The organism is Arenibacter aquaticus (assembly GCF_003957295.1).
Taxonomy (GTDB): Bacteria; Bacteroidota; Bacteroidia; order Flavobacteriales; family Flavobacteriaceae; genus Arenibacter; species Arenibacter aquaticus.
The window spans coordinates 74,634-94,527 of record NZ_RQPJ01000008.1 but is presented as its reverse complement, the minus strand read 5'-3'; the positions used below and the strand labels follow the sequence as shown (position 1 = coordinate 94,527).

Genomic DNA, 19,894 nt, shown 5'->3' with positions numbered 1-19,894 from the left:
ATTTCCCAGTATAACCCAATACTAAAACCTACTTTATGAAACTATCCGTAATCACTGCATGCGCTTTGGCGACCGTTATTTTCCCTTCATTTAAAAACAGTAAAGCCTGTGAATATGCCGGGTCCAATATTGGCTATATTCAAACTCAGACCGAAAAGGCTATAGCTACAGAAGACATAAATATGTCCAAATATTTTGCTTACAAAGCCTTGAACGCCATTGTTAAATCAAAGTCCCAATTAGAGGACTGTGGTTGTGAGCATGCTACCGATCTTATTCTGGACAGCTCCCAAAACTTAAAAAATGCAACCAAGGCCTCGACTGTACAAAGTGCCAGGATACTACTAAAAAGAGCTTTGGACAATGCATTGGGAAGCTTGGAAGCTTTGGAGCAACACGACTCTCACAACAGCAGATATGGGAACGATATTCTGGCGATGAATACAAAGTCGTCCATAGCCCAAAAGAATTCTTACAAAATAATGGATAACAAAACCCTGGAAAACAAAATTGACGTTTCCTTGGCCAGGTTCAAGGAATCCCTGGATAAGGTGGTTTCGTCCGTAGAATGTAAGGAAGCTTTGGCATTTACCCAAAACATTTACAATATTAGCGAACAGCAATTGTTAAAACCTAACCTTAGCGAGGGTAAAAAATATTACAATCTAAAGACAAAAGAAATTGCCGCCAAAGCACTGGAGCGTTTACAGGATTGTCAAAAATAACTATAAAGTATAGGTAACTATTGGTTACTACCAAGAGCTATTAACCAACCCTATGTCCTTAGGGACCAGTTAGGTATTATCTATAGGCTACTTAGATGAAGTAAACAGCTCTCTATTTGCTGGCAAATAGTTTTACATCCTCTTCGGTCACCTCTTTACCTCCTAGTATTATTAGTCGCTCCACAACATTGCGCAGTTCCCTTATATTTCCTGTCCAATCAAAGCCCTTAAGAAGCCCTATGGCTTTTTCAGAGAATTTTTTTGGGGCGCTACCCTGTTCGGAAGCTATTTTATTGGCAAAATGCTGAATAAGCAATGGTATATCATCCCTTCTATCGTTTAAGGATGGTACTTTTATAAGAATTACGGCCAACCTATGATATAGATCTTCCCTAAATCTTCCTTCCTCTATTTCCTTTTTTAGATTTTTGTTGGTAGCTGCCACCACCCTAACGTTCACTTTAATATCTTTATCCGATCCTACCCTGGATACCTTGTTCTCCTGAAGGGCCCGTAATACCTTGGCTTGGGCAGATAGGCTCATATCCCCTATTTCATCCAGGAATATAGTGCCTTTATTAGCAGCTTCAAATTTGCCTGCACGGTCTTTCACTGCAGAGGTAAACGCTCCTTTTACATGTCCAAACAACTCGCTCTCTATTAATTCGGAAGGTATGGCCGCACAATTTACTTCTATAAAAGGAAAGCTACTGCGTTCGCTTTTTTCATGGATCCAATGTGCCACTAGTTCTTTACCGGTTCCATTGGATCCTGTAATAAGAACACGGGCATCTGTAGGGGCCACCTTTTCTATCATTTCCTTAATTACGGAGATTTCTTTACTCTCCCCGACCATTTCATAATTCTTACTGACCTTTTTCTTTAATTTTTTGTTCTCTACTACCAACTCCTTTCTGTCCAAGGCATTTCGTACCGTGGTAAGCAAGCGGTTTAAATCTGGTGGCTTAGAGATATAATCAAAGGCACCCAGGCGCATGGTATTGACAGCTGTATCCAAATCCCCATGTCCCGAAATCATTATAAAAGGAATTTCCGGTTTTATCTTCATTACAGATTCCAATACTTCTACCCCATCCATTTTAGGCATCTTAATATCGCATAATACAAGGTCAAAATCGTCCTTTTTTATTGCCTCCAATCCCAATAAACCATCTTCGGCCTCCACCACCGTATAGCTATCATTTTCTTCAGCCAAAATTTTAACCAAGACCCTTCTAATGGCCGATTCGTCTTCTATAACCAGTATTTTTGACATAGTAATATAATTTTAAATTCCTATTCGAAAACCAGCCCTGAAATAAAAACTGGGTTCATCGTTCAATGTAAAAATGTTATTTCTGTCATCGTCGCGTAGCACTCCGGCCTGAAACAGGGTGTGCCCGGCATAACCATAAAAGAAAATATTATTTGCAACTGCATATTGATAACCAAAGGTAAAAAGTGCCACAGAGGTAGAAATGGAGGATGCCACTCCAGAATCCGAACTAATTACGGCGTTCTGAAGATTTACGTAGTATCCATCCAAAATAAACTCCGTTTGAAGCATATGCCTATCATTAATAAAATATTTCATTCCGCTTTTTGGGGCCCCTACCACATAAGCCCAATTAGGATGAAATCGTTTTTCAAAATAAACAACGGGCAAGGGAACCCGTACCGCAACGGTTGAATTATATGCCAAGCCCAAAACCAAGCGTGTTGGCTTTTCCAGGTCTGGCATGTCCCTTATGGCCCCTACAGTTGCATTGAGAGATACATCGCCCTCACCAATATCATTGGTCAAAGTAGAGGATAATCTAGGAGTAAGCACCCCTACAAAGCGCCAATCCTGATTATACTGCAATATATAGGCCATATTCAAATCTGCCACATGGAAGGTTCTTGTAACAACGTCATTGTACGGCTCGTTACGCCTAAGGTCAAACGCCATTCTATTGTACTCCCCTCCAAATATAATATTATCGTTTTTCCCAATCTTAATGGGCACATTGGCCACCAATTTAATTCGGGATAGCTTTGCCTCATCCGAATTTCTCGGCATCAACATATACTCAAACCTAAATACATCAGGGGTTTGGGAATAACTATTATTTACCAACAAACAAAATCCCAATAAGACCCCTATTCCCCTTAAATGAATTCGCTTTTGTACTTTCATCTTATAAGACCTGAATATTTTTAAATAGTGGGAACCAAAAAACATATACCTCTCTTAGCGGATATGGAATACTAATACCAAATTTCCCAAATCTAACCGTTTCCCTCTTCCAGATTCTGAGTCCCAAAATACTCCTGATCACCTTTACTGCTCCTTTTGCTGGCTCCATTCTAATATTTTAGCCATTTAATTAAATCCCTATAGGATGGCTTTTTTCCGTACATCAAAATTCCTACTCTATATATTTTAGCTGCTAGCCATACAATACCCATAAAAGTAATGATCAACAGAAGTATAGACACCGTTAGCTCCCAATAAGGGACTCCTCCCTCGCCTATACCTCCAGGCAAACGCATTAACATTACAATGGGGGAGGTAAGGGGAAATAATGAAAACCCAACAGCAATTGGACCATGAGGGTTATTAAAAACAGAAAAGAACCCTACGTATATAGCCAGCATTAATGGTAATATAATTGGAAATATAAACTGCTGGGTATCCGTTTCATTATCTACCGCTGCACCTATGGCCGCATATATTGAACTATAAATTAGGTACCCCAATACAAAATAGACCATAAAAAAGCAGATGAGCATAATCCAAGGAATCTTAAACAGTTCGTTGGCATACAACTGTATGGCAGAATCCGAAGCCGCCATATATGCTGCGCCACCAACAAGACCAGGGGTATTTTCAGTTCCGGCATTAAATGCAGACGGGTCAATATCAAAAATCATGATAACCAGTCCAAATAGCAGTACGCCAGAAACAATCCAAATTACAAATTGGGTAACACCGGCCAAGGAGGTTCCAATAATTTTGCCTAGCATAAGCTGAAATGGCTTTACGGAAGAGATAATGACCTCTATTATTCTACTGGTTTTTTCCTCTATGACACTCCGCATAACAAATCCCCCATATATAATAATAAACATCATAATAAGGTATCCGAATGCCCCGCCTATAAAGGCCTTTATTTCATTTATCCCCTTTAGGTTGCGCTCTCCGCTAAAAGTAGACGTAGTCATTTCAAAGTGGTGGTCTATCCTTTCAAAATCGGATACCGAAACCCCTAAATCCTGTAAACGCTGTAGTCGCAGACGATCTTCAAAAACATTTTCCAAATTGTCAAGCAGTGTGGAACCTGGGGCGTCTTTGGAATAAAATACAGCCTTGTTGGCCACTATTTCCAAATTGTCCCCTTCCGGTATATAAAGCAATCCATAATATCCCATTCCCATAATAGAATCCTTGGCTGCCTCTACATCAATATCCTTAAATTTCAAAAAAGAAGTACTTTCTGTGGACTGAAAATCCGTGGAAAAATAATCGCTATCATTTAATACACCTATAACCTTTGATTGATTATCATTTATCTTGGTCAAATAAACTATTAGAACAACCATACCTACCATTAAGATAGGGCTCAAAAAGGTCATTACAACAAAGGATTTATTTCGAACTTTTGCTAAATACTCACGTTTAATGATGAGAGATAACTTATTCATAAATGCTATTGGTTTGAACAGTTCTAATAAATATATCGTTTGCCGATGGTATGGTCTCCGTGAAATTATTAACATTTGCCTTGCCAGACAGATGGGACAGAAATGCACCTGTATCGGCCGATGGCAATTGAACGGTGAAATTTAATTGCAATCCATGATCAACATATTCCGAGGACAAAATCTTAAATTTTTCCTTTAGGTCTTCCAATAAGCCATTGGCGCCTTGAACCCCCAATCCTACCTTGTATATATTGTTCTTATATGCCCTTTTTATTTCACTTAGCTTACCATCCAACAATTTTTCCGATTTGTGAATCAAGGCTATATACTCACAAAGTTCCTCAACCGATTCCATTCTATGGGTAGAAAAAATTATAGAAGTCCCTTTTTCCCTTAATTGAAGTATTTCGTCCTTGATAATATTGGCATTTATGGGGTCAAAGCCACTAAAGGGTTCATCAAAGATCAATAGTTTTGGCTCGTGTAGCACCGTAACGATAAACTGAATTTTTTGGGCCATCCCTTTGGATAGTTCCTGTATCTTTTTATTCCACCAATCCCCAATATCCAAACGTTCAAACCAATACTTTAATCTCATTTTGGCATCTGCCTTGGACAAGCCCTTCAACTGGGCAAGATATAATGCCTGCTCCCCCACTTTCATACTTTTATAGAGCCCACGTTCCTCCGGCAAATAGCCTATCATTGCAATGTGCTTTGCTTCCAACGGCTTCCCTTCAAAAAAAATCATCCCTTTATCAGGATAGGTAATTTGATTTATTATCCTGATCAAAGTAGTTTTTCCAGCTCCATTTGGACCAAGCAAACCATATATACTGTTTTTAGGAATTTCCAGTGAAACTTGGTTAAGAGCGATATGGCTCCCAAACTGCTTGGAAACCTTGTCAGCGACCAATATATTGTTCATGTAAGCAATTTCTCCAAAGATATAGAATTGCTGTTGAAGTGACAGACAGGATTATTATAAATTATACTTTTTCACATTATTTAACTAGGAGAATATTAGGAACCGCGGACCGTGTAAAATTCTGAAAATAAGAAACAGCGGAACACCCAATACTATAAATAAAAAATTTTGGCAAAATATGGTTTCAATAACAAAATACACTCATCAAAATGTAAAGATCCCGCCAAGGGGCGGGATTAGTTCAACCGACCCTGTTCATTGCACACCTTCGGTGCTTATAAAAACGGGGTTTCAATAACAAAATACACCCGTATTACGCGAAGATCCCACCAAAGGGCGGGATTAGTTCAACCGACCCTGTTCATTGCTCACCTTCGGTGCTTATAAAAACGGGGTTTCACTAAAAAAATACACCCGTATTACGTGAAGATCCCGCCAAGGGGCGGGATTAGTTCAACCGACCCTGTTTATTGCACACCTTCGGGGTTCATAAAAACGGGGTTTCACTAAAAAAATACACCCGTATTACGTGAAGATCCCGCCAAAGGGCGGGATTAGTTCAACCGACCGTGTTTTTGTACACCTTCGGGGTTCATAAAAACGGGGTTTCACTAAAAAACAAAACCCACCCTTAACGAATCAAGGATGGGAAAAAAATTGCTATGAAAAAGAAAATAATACTGGTTTCCCAATATTATCTCAAATATACGTTTTTTATTTCACACTCAAATCCACCTAATTAGGAGAACATATCCTTTACTTTTTCAAAAAAGGACTTGTCCGATTTCTCTGGTCTGGGAGCAAAATTATCATTGTTCTGCATACGTTCAAAAAAGTCCTTTTGCTCCTTGTTCAACTCCTTAGGGGTCCAAACATTCACATGCACCAACAAATCGCCACTGCCATACCCATTAAGACTACTTATTCCCTTGCCTCTTAACCTAAGGATCTTACCAGACTGTATTCCTGGCTCCAGTTTAATCCTAACCTTTCCGCCAACGGCATCAATTTCTTTGGAGGTACCTAATACCGCTTCGGAAAAACTAATATATAAATCAAAATGAAGGTTATCCCCTTCTCGTTTTAAGGTATCATGTTCTTCGGTCTCTATAGCCACCAACAAATCGCCCGGCACTCCATTGCCCGGAGCATCGTTCCCTTTGTTTGGCACCTTCAACTGCATACCATCCTCTACACCTGCCGGAATATTTATACTTACGGTTTCCTCCGAAACTTTAAGTCCTTGAGCATCTGCATCACTTGGCTTCTTATCTATAACCTGACCACTTCCTCCACAGGAACTACATGTAGCAGCAGTCTGCATTCTACCTAGAATGGTATTGGTTATTTTAGATACCTGACCTCTACCACCACATGTGCCACAGGTTTGATATGTTACACCCTCTGCCTGGATTTTTCGTTTTACCTTAATTTTCTTTTCAACACCGTTGGCAATTTCCTCTAGTGTCAATTTCACCCTAATTCTCAGGTTACTACCTTTGACACGGCGTTGACCGCCACCGCCAAATCCAGAAAAACCACTAAAACCTCCTCCACCGAAAGCACCACCAAAAATATCACCGAACTGACTGAAGATATCATCCATATTCATACCTCCGCCGCCAAATCCACCGCCGCCTTCAAAGGCCGCATGCCCATATTGGTCATATCGGGCCTTCTTATTGGGATCGCTCAAAACCTCATAGGCTTCTGCTGCTTTTTTAAACATCTCTTCTGCCTTGGCATCTCCCGGGTTCTTGTCCGGATGATACTCAATGGCCTTTTTCCGATATGCTTTCTTTATTTCGGCTGTGGAAGCATTTTTTCCAATGCCCAAAATATCATAATAATCCTCCTTCATATACTAATTTTAGTTTCCTACTACTACTTTAGGGTGGCGTATAATTTTGTCTCCTAATTTAAATCCCTTTTCCACTACGTCAATAATCTTGCCCTTTAGTTTCTTTTCCGGAGCAGGGATTTGGGTAATGGCATCATGGATTTCAGCATCAAAACTATCGCCTTGTTTTACCTCAACCTCCTGAAGCCCTTTGTTTTTAAGGGTTTCCTTAAATTTATTATTAATTAGCTCTACCCCTTTGAACATTTCCTGATCTTCAGATTTTGAAAGCTCCTTTAGGGCACGGTCAAAATCGTCCATTACCGGCAATAATGACACAATAACTTCCTGCCCTGCCGTTTTAAACAAGTCCATTCTCTCTTTGGAGGTTCTTCTTTTATAGTTTTCGAATTCGGCAAAAAGTCGTAAAAACTTATCTTTTTCCTTATCTAAATCTGCTTGCAATTGCTCCTCCAAACTAATTTCTTCCTCCATATTCGCATTGTCTTCAGCAGATGATGAATTGTCCTGTTCTGTGGCCTGCTCTTCAATATTGTTCAGAACATCATCTTCCATCTCGTCTGTTTTATTTTCGTTGCTCATTTAAAATACATTTATATACTTCCGATTTGAGACGGCAAAAGTACTGCCAATTCTTTAAAAATGTCATAATGTCATAAAACTTTATAAAAAAAACATCCGCCAAAGGCGAATGTTACTACTTTTAAAAGTAATTTTCCTACTCCTTAAGAGCAGTATTCTTTATGATAAAGGGTATCAGAAGGGTTATAATTTTCCTTGTCCCGAAAAATATTTTCCAAGGCACGACAGATGTTGGGATACATAAAATCAAATCCTGTCTCCACAATTTTTTTACTACTTACTCTCTGACTTGCAAATAAGATATATGACATATCACCCAATACCATTTGCAGTATTGCTCTAGGCACATTTGGCAGCAATAAAGGTCGGCCTAAAACTTTTGCAATTTCCTTGGTCAGTTTTTCATTGGTTACCGGATTTGGTGCCACTGCATTATATACACCGTGAAGTTCCTTTGTGGCAACATGCAAAAATATCCTAGCAAGATCTTGGATATGTATCCAGGATTGCCATTGGTTACCTGCTCCAAGTGAAGCCCCAACATAATACTTTACAGGCTTCGCCATTTGAGGGAGAGCACCGCCCTTATCGGACATAACCAGTCCTATCCTTATTTTGGCAACCTGCATATTTATTTCCCTAAACTTATCTACTTCCTGCTCCCAAATAGACACCACCTTACCCAAAAAACTGTCATCAACACCTGTTTCTGCCTCTCTGTAGTAATTGGATAATGAATTGGGATAAACACCAATTGCGGATGCTGATACAATAGTGTTTATATTATGATTTTTGAGTTTTGAGATACCCAAGCGTAGCGTCTTCAAGGATTTCACCCTACTATCTACTATCTTCTTTTTATTGCTCCTCGTCCATCTTTTTGAAATACTTGCACCTGCAAGATTGACTACGGTGGTAACCCCGTGAAAGCAAGCCATATCTATTTCATTGTGATCAGGATTCCAATAAAAACCCCTGTATCCTTCCTGGGATTGTATTTTACCCTTTCTGGTAGTTAAATAATGGACTGTAATATTGTTCTGCTTACATAAATTAACAATTTCACTTCCCACCAAACCCGTCGCTCCTGTTATTAAAACCTTCATACCCTTTCAATCTACACTTATATATAAATATATGGGTTTTCCATGTCAATCCGGTTGAATTTAGATTAGGTTTAACAATCCCAACCCAAGTATGTTAAGGAACACCAAAAAACACCCTTACAATCAGGACTGCTTTAAGGCCCGCAACATTTCTCTTTTCCCCGGAGGGCCAGGTAATCGCTCCACAATAAACCCCACTTGCTGCATAGCCCTTCTTACACTTCCTTTGGCCGAATAGGTTACTAAAACCCCTCCTTTCTTCATTGCCTTGAACATAATTTCAAAAATCTCCGCTGTCCAAAGCTCTGGTTGTACTCTGGCTCCAAAGGCATCAAAATATACAAGATCAAAAACATTGGTATCGCTTATCTCCCTAAAGTCGGTTTGCTGCTTCTCCAAAATGAAATTTTGGGTTATGTCATGCGATTGCCCCCAGGAGGTTTGATGCATTTTAAGAAAATACTCCTCATTTTCAGGCTGGCCAAGCGCAGTGGAATAATCTAGTTCCCTTAACTCCTTTGGAAGTACCGGATACGCCTCCACCCCCTTGTAAGCCACAGTAAGCCCCTTCTTTTTCGCTTCCATAAGGGTTATAAAGGCATTTAAACCCGTTCCAAAACCAATCTCGAGTATAGACAACTGCCTATCCTGGAACAAAGAAAGTCCGTTCTTAATAAAGACATGATAGGCTTCTTGGACGGCACCATGTACAGAATGATACTGCTCGTTCCAATCTTCTATCTGAATGGTCTTGGAACCATCGGCCGTTGTTATTATTTTTCTCTTCAAACTATTTTTTTATAAGTACCCCATCTGCTTCAAAAGCAAAGACTCTCTTTACCTCTTTTATCTGTGCTATTTCACTTGCCGACTTCCCGGCATCCTTTGCAAAATGTCTTTGATCTTCTACACTCATCTCCTCTACATAGGCCTTACCATTCACAATAACACTCTTCCCAATAGCTTCCTTAGGAACAAAAAAACCATAATCCTTAAATTTCACCATTGTCTCCCTTGTGGCATCCAACTCTAGTTTCATCCAACAGCCTTTTACCTTACATACATCGGAAACCTTGGCAGAGAATTTAACGGCAAGGGTATCATTTTTAGACATATTTTCATACTGCGACAGCACAGACCCACTCTTTAAAGCCTCTGAATCATCAATTTTAAGACCATAATTATCGTATTCGTTTATAACATGGTCCTCCTGCTGCCCTTTTGGGGCCATTTTCTGTTGCGCATTGGCCGAAAACAGCACAAAAAACACAATCAAAATGTTAAATACCCTCATTTTTGATAGATTTTTTATCACTTTACAAAACTGGGCTTTTTTCAACGAAAAAAGAAGTAGTAGTGACGATATTTGCTTAATTTTATTGCTTTAAATTTAATTGCTATGCAAACTGTTTCAAATTCGATTATAGTTGAGAAAGTAAAAACCTCTAAAATTGACAAAGTAGATTTTAAAAACTTATCTTTTGGAAAGTATTTTACAGATCATATGATGGTCTGTGATTATAAGAACGGAGCCTGGGAAATCCCTAAAATAGTTCCTTATCAACCAATAACCCTTGACCCATCGGCCAAAATTTTTCATTATGGCCAATCGGTGTTTGAAGGTATGAAAGCCTATAAAGATGCCGATAAAAACGTATGGCTTTTCCGCCCATTGGAAAATCAGAAGCGCATTAATATTTCATCAAAGCGACTTGCCATGCCGGAATTACCGGAACATTATTTTATGGACGGATTAAAGGCGCTTTTAAAGTTGGATCACAAATGGATACCAGAATCTGAAGGCAGCTCACTTTATATAAGGCCATTTGTCTTTGCTTCCGGAAACGGCTTCCACGCCTCCCCTTCGGACGAGTATAAGTTTATCATAGCTTGCTCTCCGTCCGATTCCTATTTTGCTGGTAAGGTAAGAGTATTGATAGAGGAAAAATATTCCCGATCGGCCGATGGCGGTGTAGGTTTTGCCAAAGCTGGCGGGAACTATGCCGGACAATTTTACCCCACTCAATTAGCCGTGGAAAAAGGTTATAACCAGGTGATTTGGACAGACGATCACCATCACGAATATATAGAAGAGGCCGGAGCCATGAACATTTTTGTGAGAATAAACGACACCTTGATTACGAGTCCTACTAGCGACCGAATATTGGACGGGATAACCCGAAAAAGTATCTTGGATATTGCAAAAGACGAGAATATAGATATTGAAGTTAGAAAAATAACCGTTAAAGAGGTTGTAGAAGCTTCCAATAACGGTAGCTTAAAAGAGATGTTCGGAGCCGGTACAGCTGCGGTGGTTTCTCCAATTGCCACATTTGGGTACCAGAACAAAGATTACGATCTTCCCGAGTTGGACAACAGCTACGCATCACGTCTTAAAAAACGAATTACCGACATTCAGTACAACAGGGCAGAAGATAAATTTGGATGGAGATATGCAGTAGATGTTAATTAAAATAATATAAATGAATTGATTAGGTTTGTACAGACCCGTCTATTTCAGGAGACAGAAGCATCTAGTTTAACCAATTCACAATCAGATTTTAGCTTATATACTTAAAAAGCCCCTAGTCTATATTTACTAGGGGCTTTTATTTTATATAAGCCGCTTGGAACAGCAAAAAGAACTACTACTTTTTGTCCAAGATTTCCACAATATTGGGTTTAAAATAGTTTGGCCCCTTTAGTACCTTCCCATCTTCCCTATAAATTGGCTTTCCATCTTTTCCCAATTTACTCATATTGCTTCGCTGAATCTCATCAAAAACTTCCTCTATCTTATATTGCATTCCATGCTCCAATATGGTACCGCAAAGTATATACAGCATATCACCCAAGGCATCAGCCACTTCTACCAAATCGTTATTATTGGCAGCTTCCAAGTATTCCCTATTCTCCTCATCCATTAAATTGAAACGCAGTAAATTTTTGGCCTCGCCCAAATCTGCCTTAAGTTCTTTAGATACACCCAACCCAAAAGATTTATGGAACAATTCTACAGCACTTAGTTTATTTTTCATTCTTGTAATTATTTACATTAGCTTTGTGTAAAAATAGAAATATGTTCAGCACGGGACAATTAATTTTTGCCGGTCTTTTTTTCGCATTTTTCGTAGGAATAACCATCATTTCCTATAAAAAAGACAAAAAACTTCACGCTAAAAACTATAAAGGCGCAAAGTGGGTAGGAATTTTCTTCTCTTTATTCTTGTTAATCCTATTTATTATTAAATACTTTCTTAAAAATTAACAGATTAAATTACAACATCATAAAAAGAGCCTCAACACACAACATTCCAAACTTTATGAGCGTTTGATATACGAAAAGTCTTAATTTTGCGTTAAGAAACTAAATCACTTAGTTGTATGGTAACTTTTTTCAGTATTTTATTTGTCCTTATTGTTATAAACGCCCTATTATTTATAGTAAGTTTTAGCAGTAATTCCATAAAGAAGGAAAAGTCCGTCAAAAATATTTCAGAATCTACAACAGTAATCTTCCCCCTAGATTTAATTAACTCGAAATATAAAAAGGCAGTTTAATTCTGGTCTAATTGGAAATATGTGCATATTTGCATTACTACTACGCATTGTATAGTGTAGGGCACAATCTATGCATAATTTTAAGACACCCATAATGATGGTAATTTTTTTTTACCCTGATCAAGGAACAGAAATCCAGGACCTATGAAACAGCTTCTATTGGTCTTCTTAGGAGGCGGTGCCGGTAGTGCCCTGCGTTTCTTGATCAGCAAAACGCTAAACAACACTTTTCAGAATTTTTTTCTTGGTACTTTTTTAGCGAACATTATTGGTTGTTTACTAATAGGTATTATTGTGGGGCTTTCCGTAAAAAACAACCTTATTACCACAAACCACTCCTTATTACTAATAACTGGATTCTGTGGTGGCTTCACTACTTTTTCCACATTCACCCTAGAGCAACACTCTCTTTTAAGGACAGGCGACCTTTTAAATTTCACTATTTACACCCTAACCAGTCTTATTATAGGAATAGGTGCTGTAGCAGTGGGCTTCTGGTTCTCCAAATTATAACCCCCTTTTTTTCTCCCAGACCTATATCCTTATAGCAAGATAGCCCATTTCCAATTATCCAAGTCTACTTATACATATATGTAGTGGCTTCACTACTTTTTCCACATTCGCCCTAGAGCAACACTCTCTTTTAAAGCCAGGCGACCTTTTAAATTTCACTAATTACACCCTAACCAGCCTTATTTTAGGAATAGGCACTGTAGCAGTGGGCTTCTGGTTCTCCAAATTATAACCCCCTTTTTTTCCCCATACCTATTTCCTTATAACAAGATATCCCATTTCCAATTATCCAAGTCTACTTTTACATATATTAGGTATAGATTACCACGTCCTTATAGCACTCTTCTCTATGTTCACCCCAATCCTTAGAAAGAAAACTACCAAGGAATTAATTACCACCTCTTCTACACAAACTGACATATCCTCCGATTTTTAGGCATATTCCTGAATAAAATGTTGAAAAAGACAACATTACTGCTGTTTTAAGCATTTATTGGTGTTAAAAATTTTAACATATAAATTTAATATTCATATTAAAAAACAGATACCCCTAAAATAATAGGGTCTTTTTTACCTAAAATGTAATTCTTACATCTAATACCCCTAAAAAATAGGGGGGTATGTATTTAATCTTTATTTTTGTTCACATCAATAATAAATCAATTATGAAAAAAATCGAGGCAATTATTAGAAAGTCAAAGTTTGATGACGTCAAAAAAGCGTTACATCAAATTGAAGTTAACTTTTTTAGTTACTGGGATGTAACTGGAGTAGGCAATGAAAAAGAGGGTCATGTTTATAGAGGCATTTCCTATAGTACCTCCGACATACAGAGGAGGTATCTTTCCATTGTTATATCGGATGAGTTTTTGGACAAAACCATACAAACTCTTTTAGAGACCGCATACACTGGCAATGTAGGTGATGGTAAAATCTTCGTTTCCGAGATTACGGAAGCATACCGGATCCGAACAAAAGAGAGCGGAAAAGCAGGGATCAACTAAAAAAATTAAAAATCAACAAACAATTTAAAATATGGACGTAGGATTATTTACAGCAAATAATGTATGGATGATGATATGTACGGCACTCGTATTCTTCATGCATTTAGGATTTTCACTTTTGGAAATCGGACTAACCAGACAAAAAAACACAATTAATATTCTCTTTAAAAATGTATTTATCATTTGCGTAGGGTTGCTCATTTATTACATTGGCGGGTTTAACCTAATGTATCCTGGCGATTTCAACGGTTATATAGGATTCGCAGGTTTTGGCTTGGAAGCCCCCATACTTCCCGACGGAAGCCTAGACCTTAGCTATAGTGAAGGCTACACCTATTGGACCGACTTCCTTTTCCAAGGGATGTTCGCTGCAACGGCAGCTACCATTGTATCTGGAGCTGTAGCAGAACGTATTAAACTTGGAGGATTTATGATCTTCACCCTTATCTATGTAGGATTGGTATATCCTATTGTAGGATCATGGCAATGGGGAGGTGGTTTCCTATCTACCCTAGGTGGTGATGATGCCGGTTTCCACGATTTTGCAGGTTCTACTTTGGTACACTCAGTAGGTGGATGGGCTGCATTGATAGCCATATACATCTTAGGCCCACGAATTGGTAAATTTAGTGAAGACGGAACCCCTAATGCGATCCCTGGTCACAACATCCCGTTGGCTGCTGCCGGAGTACTTATCCTTTGGTTAGGCTGGTTCGGATTTAACGGTGGATCTGTATTATCTGCAGATCCAGCAGGAACCTCTATCGTTTTGGTTACAACCTGTCTTGCTGCAGCTGCTGGTGGAATTGGCGCTTTTGTTGTCTCCACCATACTTTACAAAAACTATGACCTGACCATGATGCTTAACGGAGTACTTGGTGGCCTAGTAGGGATTACAGCAGGTGCCGATCTAATGTCCCCATTTGAATCCATTGTTATTGGACTTATAGCCGGAGCTATTATTGTATTTGGTGTAGCCTTGATAGACAGACTTAAATTGGATGATCCTGTAGGTGCCGTTGCCGTGCATTTGATCTGCGGTATATGGGGAACACTGGCCGTTGGAATATTTGGAGTTAAGGCCGGTATGTCACAGTTCTTATACCAGTTGTCAGGTGTTGCCGCTACTGGAGTATTCTGCTGCCTAACTGCCTTTATCATCCTATTCGCCATCAAAAAGGTATCAGGAATTAGAGTATCCAAAGAGGAAGAACTGGAAGGTCTTGATCTCCATGAGCATGGAATGGACGCTTACGCCGACTTCCGAATGAACCAACATTAAACATACTCAAAAAAAAGGAAACGGAGCGTTGTGCATAACGCTCCGTTAATAACCTTTTCAAATTACCAACTCAGTCTAATTTTTAACATCCTAAATAAATAGGATAAAAATCATTGAATTATGAAATCGATTATTTCTACAAAATACGTAAAAAATTTATTTTTCCTAGCTGTGGCACTAGCTTCAACCATGACTTATGCCCAGGAAGAGGAAGACAAAAAATTCACAATTAGTGGAAGTGTTGACGCCTACTACAGAACAAACCTCAATGGCAACAACGATTTTGATACCACCTCAGGTATGCCCAATGCCGCGCCAGGTTCTTCTTTTGCCAATTTACCCGGTTTCGCTCTAGGTATGGCCAATGTTATTGCCGGTTATGAAGGAGAAGATGTAGGTTTTGTTGCCGATTTGGTTTTTGGACCTAGGGGGACAGATGCCATCTTTGCCTCTCCTTTATATTCCGCTACTGGAAACATTGTTAATCAATTATACGTATACTGGAATGTAAGCGAATCTGTGAAATTCACCTTTGGTAACTTTAATACCTTTTTAGGGTACGAGGTAATTTCGCCGGTAGCCAATTTCAACTATAGTACATCATACCTATTTTCCTATGGTCCTTTTTCACATACTGGAATAAAGGTAGACTTTGCACTATCCGATGATTTCAGTCTTATGTTGGCCGCTATGAACCCAACGGACCTAACCGAATTGAACCCAACTGGAAAATACGCCTTCGGAGCACAATTGGGCTATAGCGGACAGTACTTAAACTTCCTCACTGATGACGGAGCCTTTGAAGTTGATTTTACAGGAGGATTTGATCTTTCCGATGAATTCTTTTTAGGTATCAATGCCGCGATATATGATAACGATGATTTAGGTTTTGCCGGAGTTGCCCTTTATCCACAATACGCTACCTCTGAAAATTTCACTTTGGGATTAAGGGGTGAGTATTTCACCGAAACTGGAGATTTTGGTGCAATTGGAACAGGAGTTGAAGACTCCAGTGTTTTTGCCGTAACCCTTACAGGAAGCGCCACAATTGGAGACCTAATTATAAAACCGGAATTGCGTTTGGATAGCGCGTCAGACGATTCCTTTAACTTTCTTGACAGTGACCTAGCTCCACAAAAAAGTTTGTCCTCATTTGTTCTTGCAGCGGTATACTCGTTCTAAGAAAAAATTGAACCTTATTATTTATACAAGCCCAGCATTCATTTGCTGGGCTATTTTTTTACTTTTTAAATGTCTTTACCCCTGCTTTAATAGCTATATCCAATCTGTTCTGTTTGGGCACCAAAGGACAGGAATATTTAGGATTGTAGGCACAATAAGGATTGTACGCCTTATTAAAATCTATTAATAGAGAATCTCCTTCTGGTATACTCAAATCCAAATACCGCCCACCACCATAGGTTTCCTCCCCATTGGTGAGATCTGCGAAAGGCAAAAATAAATAATCCCTATATTGATCTTGCTGTTTTAATTCCTGATTCTGGTATACCTCCAACTTATGGGAGCGCCCATTAAGCCTAAACTGCAACACCCCATATACCACCTCTTCACTTTGCCTCCCGGTTGTTGTAGGCATTAAGAACGGTAAGGCTTCCGGGGTCCTTGTAAATTTTGCCATTACCCGGTATGTTGTATCCGGTCCAAAAAAATCCAACCCATTAAAATCCTTTCTGTACCTATCTGGCAATGGTGAGGTTTCAGGATCTTTAAACTCTCCATTCATCTTTTGTTGAAATTTTATTATATCCTCCAAGGCTTCAGTGCTTGCCTGCAGCTGGTTTTGGTCCAGCTCGTCGTGATACCGTTTTTCCTTGCACCCCAATGACATTACCATAACAATCAAAAACCAATATTTCATATTTCCACTTTTTGCGTAAAAATACAACATCCCTTTTCTTATAATAAATTAAAAATAAATTTAGATCAACTCATAAAGCACCCTAAAAACAGAGAAGTATTTATCAAGGTCATACCGTTAAGCAGCAAAAGAAGATTGCTTTCATATTATACATAAATTACAATTGGAAGTGTCTATTCCTCCATAATATCATAACGTGCCTCCTGTAGATATTTGGCGACAATTTCATTAAACTCGGGCGTTATCCGCAATAAAGCAGTATTTTCCAAACTATACAATTCCGTTTTGTCCGTATAGCCATTTTTTAACAACTCCTCCAAATAGAACAAAGCAGTTCCATAATCCCCCGTACTGGCACTATGTGAAATTATTTTTAAATAATATCTATACTCTTTGGGATCAGTTACCGTCTTCAGCATCCATAACAGACTTAAGGCTTCCTGATCCAAGCGGGGAGCCGCCTTCAGCATATCCAAGTTATCCTCTATAAGCGCATTTATATATCCCAGTAATCGCTTGCCCATCTCCCTTTCGGCTACAATTTTACTGGTATCATACTTCTTTAACTCTTCCATCTGGTAAACCCACCACCCTATATTATTATAGTTATAGGTAGCAATGTCCTCTTCCAAATAATACACAAAATCTTCCTTAATAAAAGCTTCCTTCAACAGTGCATTATTTTCAGCACGTGTCATAGCTTTGAACAACTTGTTCTTTTTTAATTCCCTTTTCTCCTTCTTTAGGGAATCCACATCCATAAAAGGTCTATAGACCAACATTAGCCTATCCAAGGTATTGTTGGCCTGCAGAAGCCTAACACCCCCCATAGCACTACGCAAATCCCTTAAATTACCAGCATAAGTTTCCCGAATATATTCTTCATTTCTCTCTATATTGCCTTTGGCCATTGCAGATAGGGTAAATATTTCCATGGCCTTCTCCAGGTATGATGTATTTGGCCATTGGCGCCCACCATTAAAAACCAAAAGATAATTGGGCAATTTTAGTCTATCAAGCAAAGGTTTGGTAGCCCTCATTTCTGGATAAGCATAATCCTCCTTACCCACGATACCTACATATTGAAATTCACTTTTTGTACCCAAAAGCTCCATGTTGGGATAGGCCATAGCGCAAGACAATACTCCACTAACCCCCTTCACAAAAATAGGCAGAATACTGGCAAATCTTGCCCCATTACCAAATCCTGAAGAATAGGTTCTATTTTTTTGAATAGGCAATAAAGCAATAATTTCATTGAACATTCTCCCGGTAATAAGGATGTTCTGAGAGGTAGACAAGGTATCGCTCACATTATTGGAAGAAGCCAGCACATAGCCTTGATTTTCAGCAGCCTCCGTATACATTCTAATGGCCCTTTTCCCTCTACCTTCTAAGTCGAACACAAAAAGGATAGGCCAATTTTTATCCATTTCAAATGTACTGGGAAGAAATAATGAGAAACTTTCGGAAACAGCGTCCTTAACCCTTATAGAGTCGATCACCACACCCTTTTTCAAGGTTAATTGCTGGGCACTACCCCAAAAGACCGCTCCAAAAAACAGTAATAAAATATATTTTTTCATAGACAAATTGTCATCAAATACCTAGCCAAATTACAAATAATTAACTATCCTTTCCTCTTCGGTAAGCCTGCTCACAAATAAAAAACCTTGACAATTAAGGACAGAAACTAAAAAATAGACTTAGCAATACCTTAAATTAATTAATAAATGTTTTAACTCCAAGAGCAGTTCATTGCATTAAACAAAAAACACAAATCAATTGTACTTCTATTAGACATCCCTTTTTTTAATAGGTGCATTAGACACTACATCAGATAGTATTATATGAGTCCTAGTTTCTCCATACTGAATCAATTTATCAATAAATTTTTCCAAATGGAATTGATCTTTTAACACTACCTGCATAATAATATTCTCATTCCCGGTAATCCTATAACAATTCACCACCTCATCATAAGTATTTACGACTTCCAAAAATGGCTTTAATTTGCCCATAAATGCTCTAAGGGTAATAATGGCTTTTAATTGATAACCAGCATGGGAATGGGAAACCACAGCCTTATAGCCGTTGATAACACCGGTATCTTCCATCTTTTTTACCCTTTCGGCCACAGCAGGGGGCGTAAGGCCCACTTTTCTTCCAATATTGGCAAAAGATTCCCGGGCATTTTCCTGAAGTAATTTTAAAATCTTCCAATTAAGGATATCTATCTTTGCATTCAAAACTAAATGAGATTAAAAATTTAATTATACTTAGCTAATTTACATTTTTACTTTTTTATATAAATCTAAAATCAACAAAATCGACGTAATTTTATAAAACCTAAGTTGAATTGAAAATGCCCTACAAAAATCTAAGTAAGATTCCTATTTATCGCAAATCATTGGACCTACTAATGATTAGCAGGGAAATTGCGTCCTACCTATCCTACAACAAGGATCTATTAAAACTATATCAATCCAACAGTCTACGGGATATCATGGTTAATTCACTGTTAACCGACTCCATTCTAATTTCACAACAAATAGCCGAGGCGGAGCGCTCCGAATCCCATGCAGTAAGAATGAGAAGCGCTACCTTTATAAATGTCATCATCAGGAACATTAATTCCTATTGTATTGGTTTGGAAAAAGACGGGGTAAAGGAAAAAGAATACTTAAACCTTCTAAAGAGTGAAGTTAAAACTTTTAGAAGGATGTATAAGGTATGGAGGCGGTCCATGCGCAGCTAACCATATAG

21 protein-coding genes are annotated in these 19,894 nt (G+C 38.6%); 8 read left to right on the top strand and 13 right to left on the bottom strand.

Annotated features, from left to right (window positions below; all coding sequences use genetic code 11):
- The first annotated feature begins 35 nt into the window (after positions 1 to 35).
- Positions 36 to 725: a hypothetical protein gene (locus tag EHW67_RS12850; RefSeq protein WP_126162795.1), complete on the top strand. Its 690-nt coding sequence runs from the start codon at positions 36 to 38 to the stop codon at positions 723 to 725.
- A gap of 112 nt (positions 726 to 837) precedes the next feature.
- Here EHW67_RS12850 and EHW67_RS12845 read toward each other — a convergent pair whose 3' ends face one another.
- From EHW67_RS12845 to EHW67_RS12805, 9 genes are all read right to left on the bottom strand, one after another.
- Positions 838 to 2,001, bottom strand: a complete 1,164-nt coding sequence (locus EHW67_RS12845) for a sigma-54-dependent transcriptional regulator (RefSeq protein ID WP_126162794.1) — start codon at positions 1,999 to 2,001, stop codon at positions 838 to 840.
- 12 nt (positions 2,002 to 2,013) lie between these two features.
- Positions 2,014 to 2,904, bottom strand: a complete 891-nt coding sequence (locus EHW67_RS12840; RefSeq protein WP_126162793.1) for a DUF6268 family outer membrane beta-barrel protein — start codon at positions 2,902 to 2,904, stop codon at positions 2,014 to 2,016.
- 170 nt (positions 2,905 to 3,074) lie between these two features.
- Positions 3,075 to 4,412: an ABC transporter permease gene (locus tag EHW67_RS12835; protein WP_126162792.1), complete on the bottom strand. Its 1,338-nt coding sequence runs from the start codon at positions 4,410 to 4,412 to the stop codon at positions 3,075 to 3,077.
- Positions 4,405 to 5,340 carry an ABC transporter ATP-binding protein gene (locus EHW67_RS12830; protein WP_126162791.1) on the bottom strand — a complete coding sequence of 312 codons (936 nt, stop codon included), beginning with the start codon at positions 5,338 to 5,340 and terminating at the stop codon, positions 4,405 to 4,407. Before EHW67_RS12830 ends, EHW67_RS12835 begins: the two co-directional genes overlap by 8 nt.
- A 739-nt stretch (positions 5,341 to 6,079) precedes the next feature.
- Complete coding sequence (dnaJ, locus tag EHW67_RS12825; RefSeq protein ID WP_126162790.1) at positions 6,080 to 7,201, bottom strand: molecular chaperone DnaJ; 1,122 nt, start codon at positions 7,199 to 7,201, stop codon at positions 6,080 to 6,082.
- A 9-nt stretch (positions 7,202 to 7,210) separates the two neighbouring features.
- A complete protein-coding gene (locus EHW67_RS12820; RefSeq protein ID WP_126162789.1) occupies positions 7,211 to 7,783 on the bottom strand; it encodes a nucleotide exchange factor GrpE in 573 nt (190 codons plus the stop codon).
- 143 nt (positions 7,784 to 7,926) lie between these two features.
- On the bottom strand, positions 7,927 to 8,889 hold the full coding sequence (locus EHW67_RS12815) for a TIGR01777 family oxidoreductase (RefSeq protein WP_126162788.1): 963 nt from the start codon (positions 8,887 to 8,889) through the stop codon (positions 7,927 to 7,929).
- Positions 8,890 to 9,012: 123 nt separating this feature from the next.
- Positions 9,013 to 9,678, bottom strand: a complete 666-nt coding sequence (gene mnmD / locus EHW67_RS12810; RefSeq protein ID WP_126162787.1) for a tRNA (5-methylaminomethyl-2-thiouridine)(34)-methyltransferase MnmD — start codon at positions 9,676 to 9,678, stop codon at positions 9,013 to 9,015.
- 1 nt (position 9,679) lies between these two features.
- Positions 9,680 to 10,183 carry a DUF4920 domain-containing protein gene (locus EHW67_RS12805; protein ID WP_126162786.1) on the bottom strand — a complete coding sequence of 168 codons (504 nt, stop codon included), beginning with the start codon at positions 10,181 to 10,183 and terminating at the stop codon, positions 9,680 to 9,682.
- Positions 10,184 to 10,288: 105 nt separating this feature from the next.
- Here EHW67_RS12805 and EHW67_RS12800 point away from each other — a divergent pair, with 105 nt between their 5' ends.
- Complete coding sequence (locus EHW67_RS12800) at positions 10,289 to 11,362, top strand: branched-chain amino acid aminotransferase (RefSeq protein WP_126162785.1); 1,074 nt, start codon at positions 10,289 to 10,291, stop codon at positions 11,360 to 11,362.
- Positions 11,363 to 11,537: 175 nt separating this feature from the next.
- Here EHW67_RS12800 and EHW67_RS12795 read toward each other — a convergent pair whose 3' ends face one another.
- A complete protein-coding gene (locus tag EHW67_RS12795; protein ID WP_126162784.1) occupies positions 11,538 to 11,927 on the bottom strand; it encodes a pyrophosphohydrolase domain-containing protein in 390 nt (129 codons plus the stop codon).
- 667 nt (positions 11,928 to 12,594) lie between these two features.
- Between EHW67_RS12795 and crcB the strand changes: the two genes are divergently transcribed.
- The 5 genes from crcB to EHW67_RS12765 all read left to right on the top strand — a co-directional run bounded on the left by crcB (position 12,595) and on the right by EHW67_RS12765 (position 16,431).
- Entirely contained in the window at positions 12,595 to 12,963 is a 369-nt protein-coding gene (gene crcB, locus EHW67_RS12785) for a fluoride efflux transporter CrcB (RefSeq protein WP_126162782.1), read from the top strand.
- A gap of 46 nt (positions 12,964 to 13,009) precedes the next feature.
- The gene (locus EHW67_RS12780; RefSeq protein WP_126162900.1) at positions 13,010 to 13,195 is read left to right on the top strand and encodes a fluoride efflux transporter FluC; all 186 of its coding nucleotides are present in this window, start codon (positions 13,010 to 13,012) and stop codon (positions 13,193 to 13,195) included.
- Positions 13,196 to 13,628: 433 nt separating this feature from the next.
- Positions 13,629 to 13,967, top strand: coding sequence for a P-II family nitrogen regulator (locus tag EHW67_RS12775; RefSeq protein ID WP_126162899.1), 339 nt, complete (start codon positions 13,629 to 13,631; stop codon positions 13,965 to 13,967).
- Positions 13,968 to 13,998: 31 nt separating this feature from the next.
- Positions 13,999 to 15,249 (top strand): ammonium transporter, encoded by a 1,251-nt coding sequence (locus EHW67_RS12770; RefSeq protein ID WP_126162781.1) that lies wholly within the window; start codon positions 13,999 to 14,001, stop codon positions 15,247 to 15,249.
- Between the two features lie 120 nt (positions 15,250 to 15,369).
- Complete coding sequence (locus EHW67_RS12765) at positions 15,370 to 16,431, top strand: outer membrane beta-barrel protein (protein ID WP_126162780.1); 1,062 nt, start codon at positions 15,370 to 15,372, stop codon at positions 16,429 to 16,431.
- Between the two features lie 58 nt (positions 16,432 to 16,489).
- Here the strand turns inward: EHW67_RS12765 and EHW67_RS12760 are convergent, their stop codons facing one another.
- From EHW67_RS12760 to EHW67_RS12750, 3 genes are all read right to left on the bottom strand, one after another.
- Entirely contained in the window at positions 16,490 to 17,128 is a 639-nt protein-coding gene (locus EHW67_RS12760) for a DUF1684 domain-containing protein (RefSeq protein WP_126162779.1), read from the bottom strand.
- A gap of 173 nt (positions 17,129 to 17,301) precedes the next feature.
- Positions 17,302 to 18,714, bottom strand: a complete 1,413-nt coding sequence (locus tag EHW67_RS12755; protein WP_126162778.1) for an alpha/beta hydrolase — start codon at positions 18,712 to 18,714, stop codon at positions 17,302 to 17,304.
- A 210-nt stretch (positions 18,715 to 18,924) separates the two neighbouring features.
- Positions 18,925 to 19,377, bottom strand: a complete 453-nt coding sequence (locus tag EHW67_RS12750) for an Lrp/AsnC family transcriptional regulator (protein WP_126162777.1) — start codon at positions 19,375 to 19,377, stop codon at positions 18,925 to 18,927.
- A gap of 116 nt (positions 19,378 to 19,493) precedes the next feature.
- On the opposite strand from EHW67_RS12750, the gene EHW67_RS12745 reads away from it, so the two are divergent.
- Positions 19,494 to 19,886, top strand: coding sequence for a hypothetical protein (locus EHW67_RS12745; protein ID WP_126162776.1), 393 nt, complete (start codon positions 19,494 to 19,496; stop codon positions 19,884 to 19,886).
- Positions 19,887 to 19,894: the final 8 nt, after the last annotated feature.

Bases quoted from the DNA above. Each gene is read 5' to 3' on its own strand.
- EHW67_RS12850 (WP_126162795.1), top strand. From the start codon at position 36: ATGAAACTATCCGTAATCACTGCATGCGCTTTGGCGACCGTTATTTTC.
- EHW67_RS12845 (WP_126162794.1), bottom strand. From the start codon at position 2,001: ATGTCAAAAATACTGGTTATAGAAGACGAATCGGCCATTAGAAGGGTC.
- EHW67_RS12840 (WP_126162793.1), bottom strand. From the start codon at position 2,904: ATGAAAGTACAAAAGCGAATTCATTTAAGGGGAATAGGGGTCTTATTG.
- EHW67_RS12835 (WP_126162792.1), bottom strand. From the start codon at position 4,412: ATGAATAAGTTATCTCTCATCATTAAACGTGAGTATTTAGCAAAAGTT.
- EHW67_RS12830 (WP_126162791.1), bottom strand. From the start codon at position 5,340: ATGAACAATATATTGGTCGCTGACAAGGTTTCCAAGCAGTTTGGGAGC.
- dnaJ (WP_126162790.1), bottom strand. From the start codon at position 7,201: ATGAAGGAGGATTATTATGATATTTTGGGCATTGGAAAAAATGCTTCC.
- EHW67_RS12820 (WP_126162789.1), bottom strand. From the start codon at position 7,783: ATGAGCAACGAAAATAAAACAGACGAGATGGAAGATGATGTTCTGAAC.
- EHW67_RS12815 (WP_126162788.1), bottom strand. From the start codon at position 8,889: ATGAAGGTTTTAATAACAGGAGCGACGGGTTTGGTGGGAAGTGAAATT.
- EHW67_RS12805 (WP_126162786.1), bottom strand. From the start codon at position 10,183: ATGAGGGTATTTAACATTTTGATTGTGTTTTTTGTGCTGTTTTCGGCC.
- EHW67_RS12800 (WP_126162785.1), top strand. From the start codon at position 10,289: ATGCAAACTGTTTCAAATTCGATTATAGTTGAGAAAGTAAAAACCTCT.
- EHW67_RS12795 (WP_126162784.1), bottom strand. From the start codon at position 11,927: ATGAAAAATAAACTAAGTGCTGTAGAATTGTTCCATAAATCTTTTGGG.
- crcB (WP_126162782.1), top strand. From the start codon at position 12,595: ATGAAACAGCTTCTATTGGTCTTCTTAGGAGGCGGTGCCGGTAGTGCC.
- EHW67_RS12775 (WP_126162899.1), top strand. From the start codon at position 13,629: ATGAAAAAAATCGAGGCAATTATTAGAAAGTCAAAGTTTGATGACGTC.
- EHW67_RS12770 (WP_126162781.1), top strand. From the start codon at position 13,999: ATGGACGTAGGATTATTTACAGCAAATAATGTATGGATGATGATATGT.
- EHW67_RS12765 (WP_126162780.1), top strand. From the start codon at position 15,370: ATGAAATCGATTATTTCTACAAAATACGTAAAAAATTTATTTTTCCTA.
- EHW67_RS12760 (WP_126162779.1), bottom strand. From the start codon at position 17,128: ATGAAATATTGGTTTTTGATTGTTATGGTAATGTCATTGGGGTGCAAG.
- EHW67_RS12755 (WP_126162778.1), bottom strand. From the start codon at position 18,714: ATGAAAAAATATATTTTATTACTGTTTTTTGGAGCGGTCTTTTGGGGT.
- EHW67_RS12745 (WP_126162776.1), top strand. From the start codon at position 19,494: ATGCCCTACAAAAATCTAAGTAAGATTCCTATTTATCGCAAATCATTG.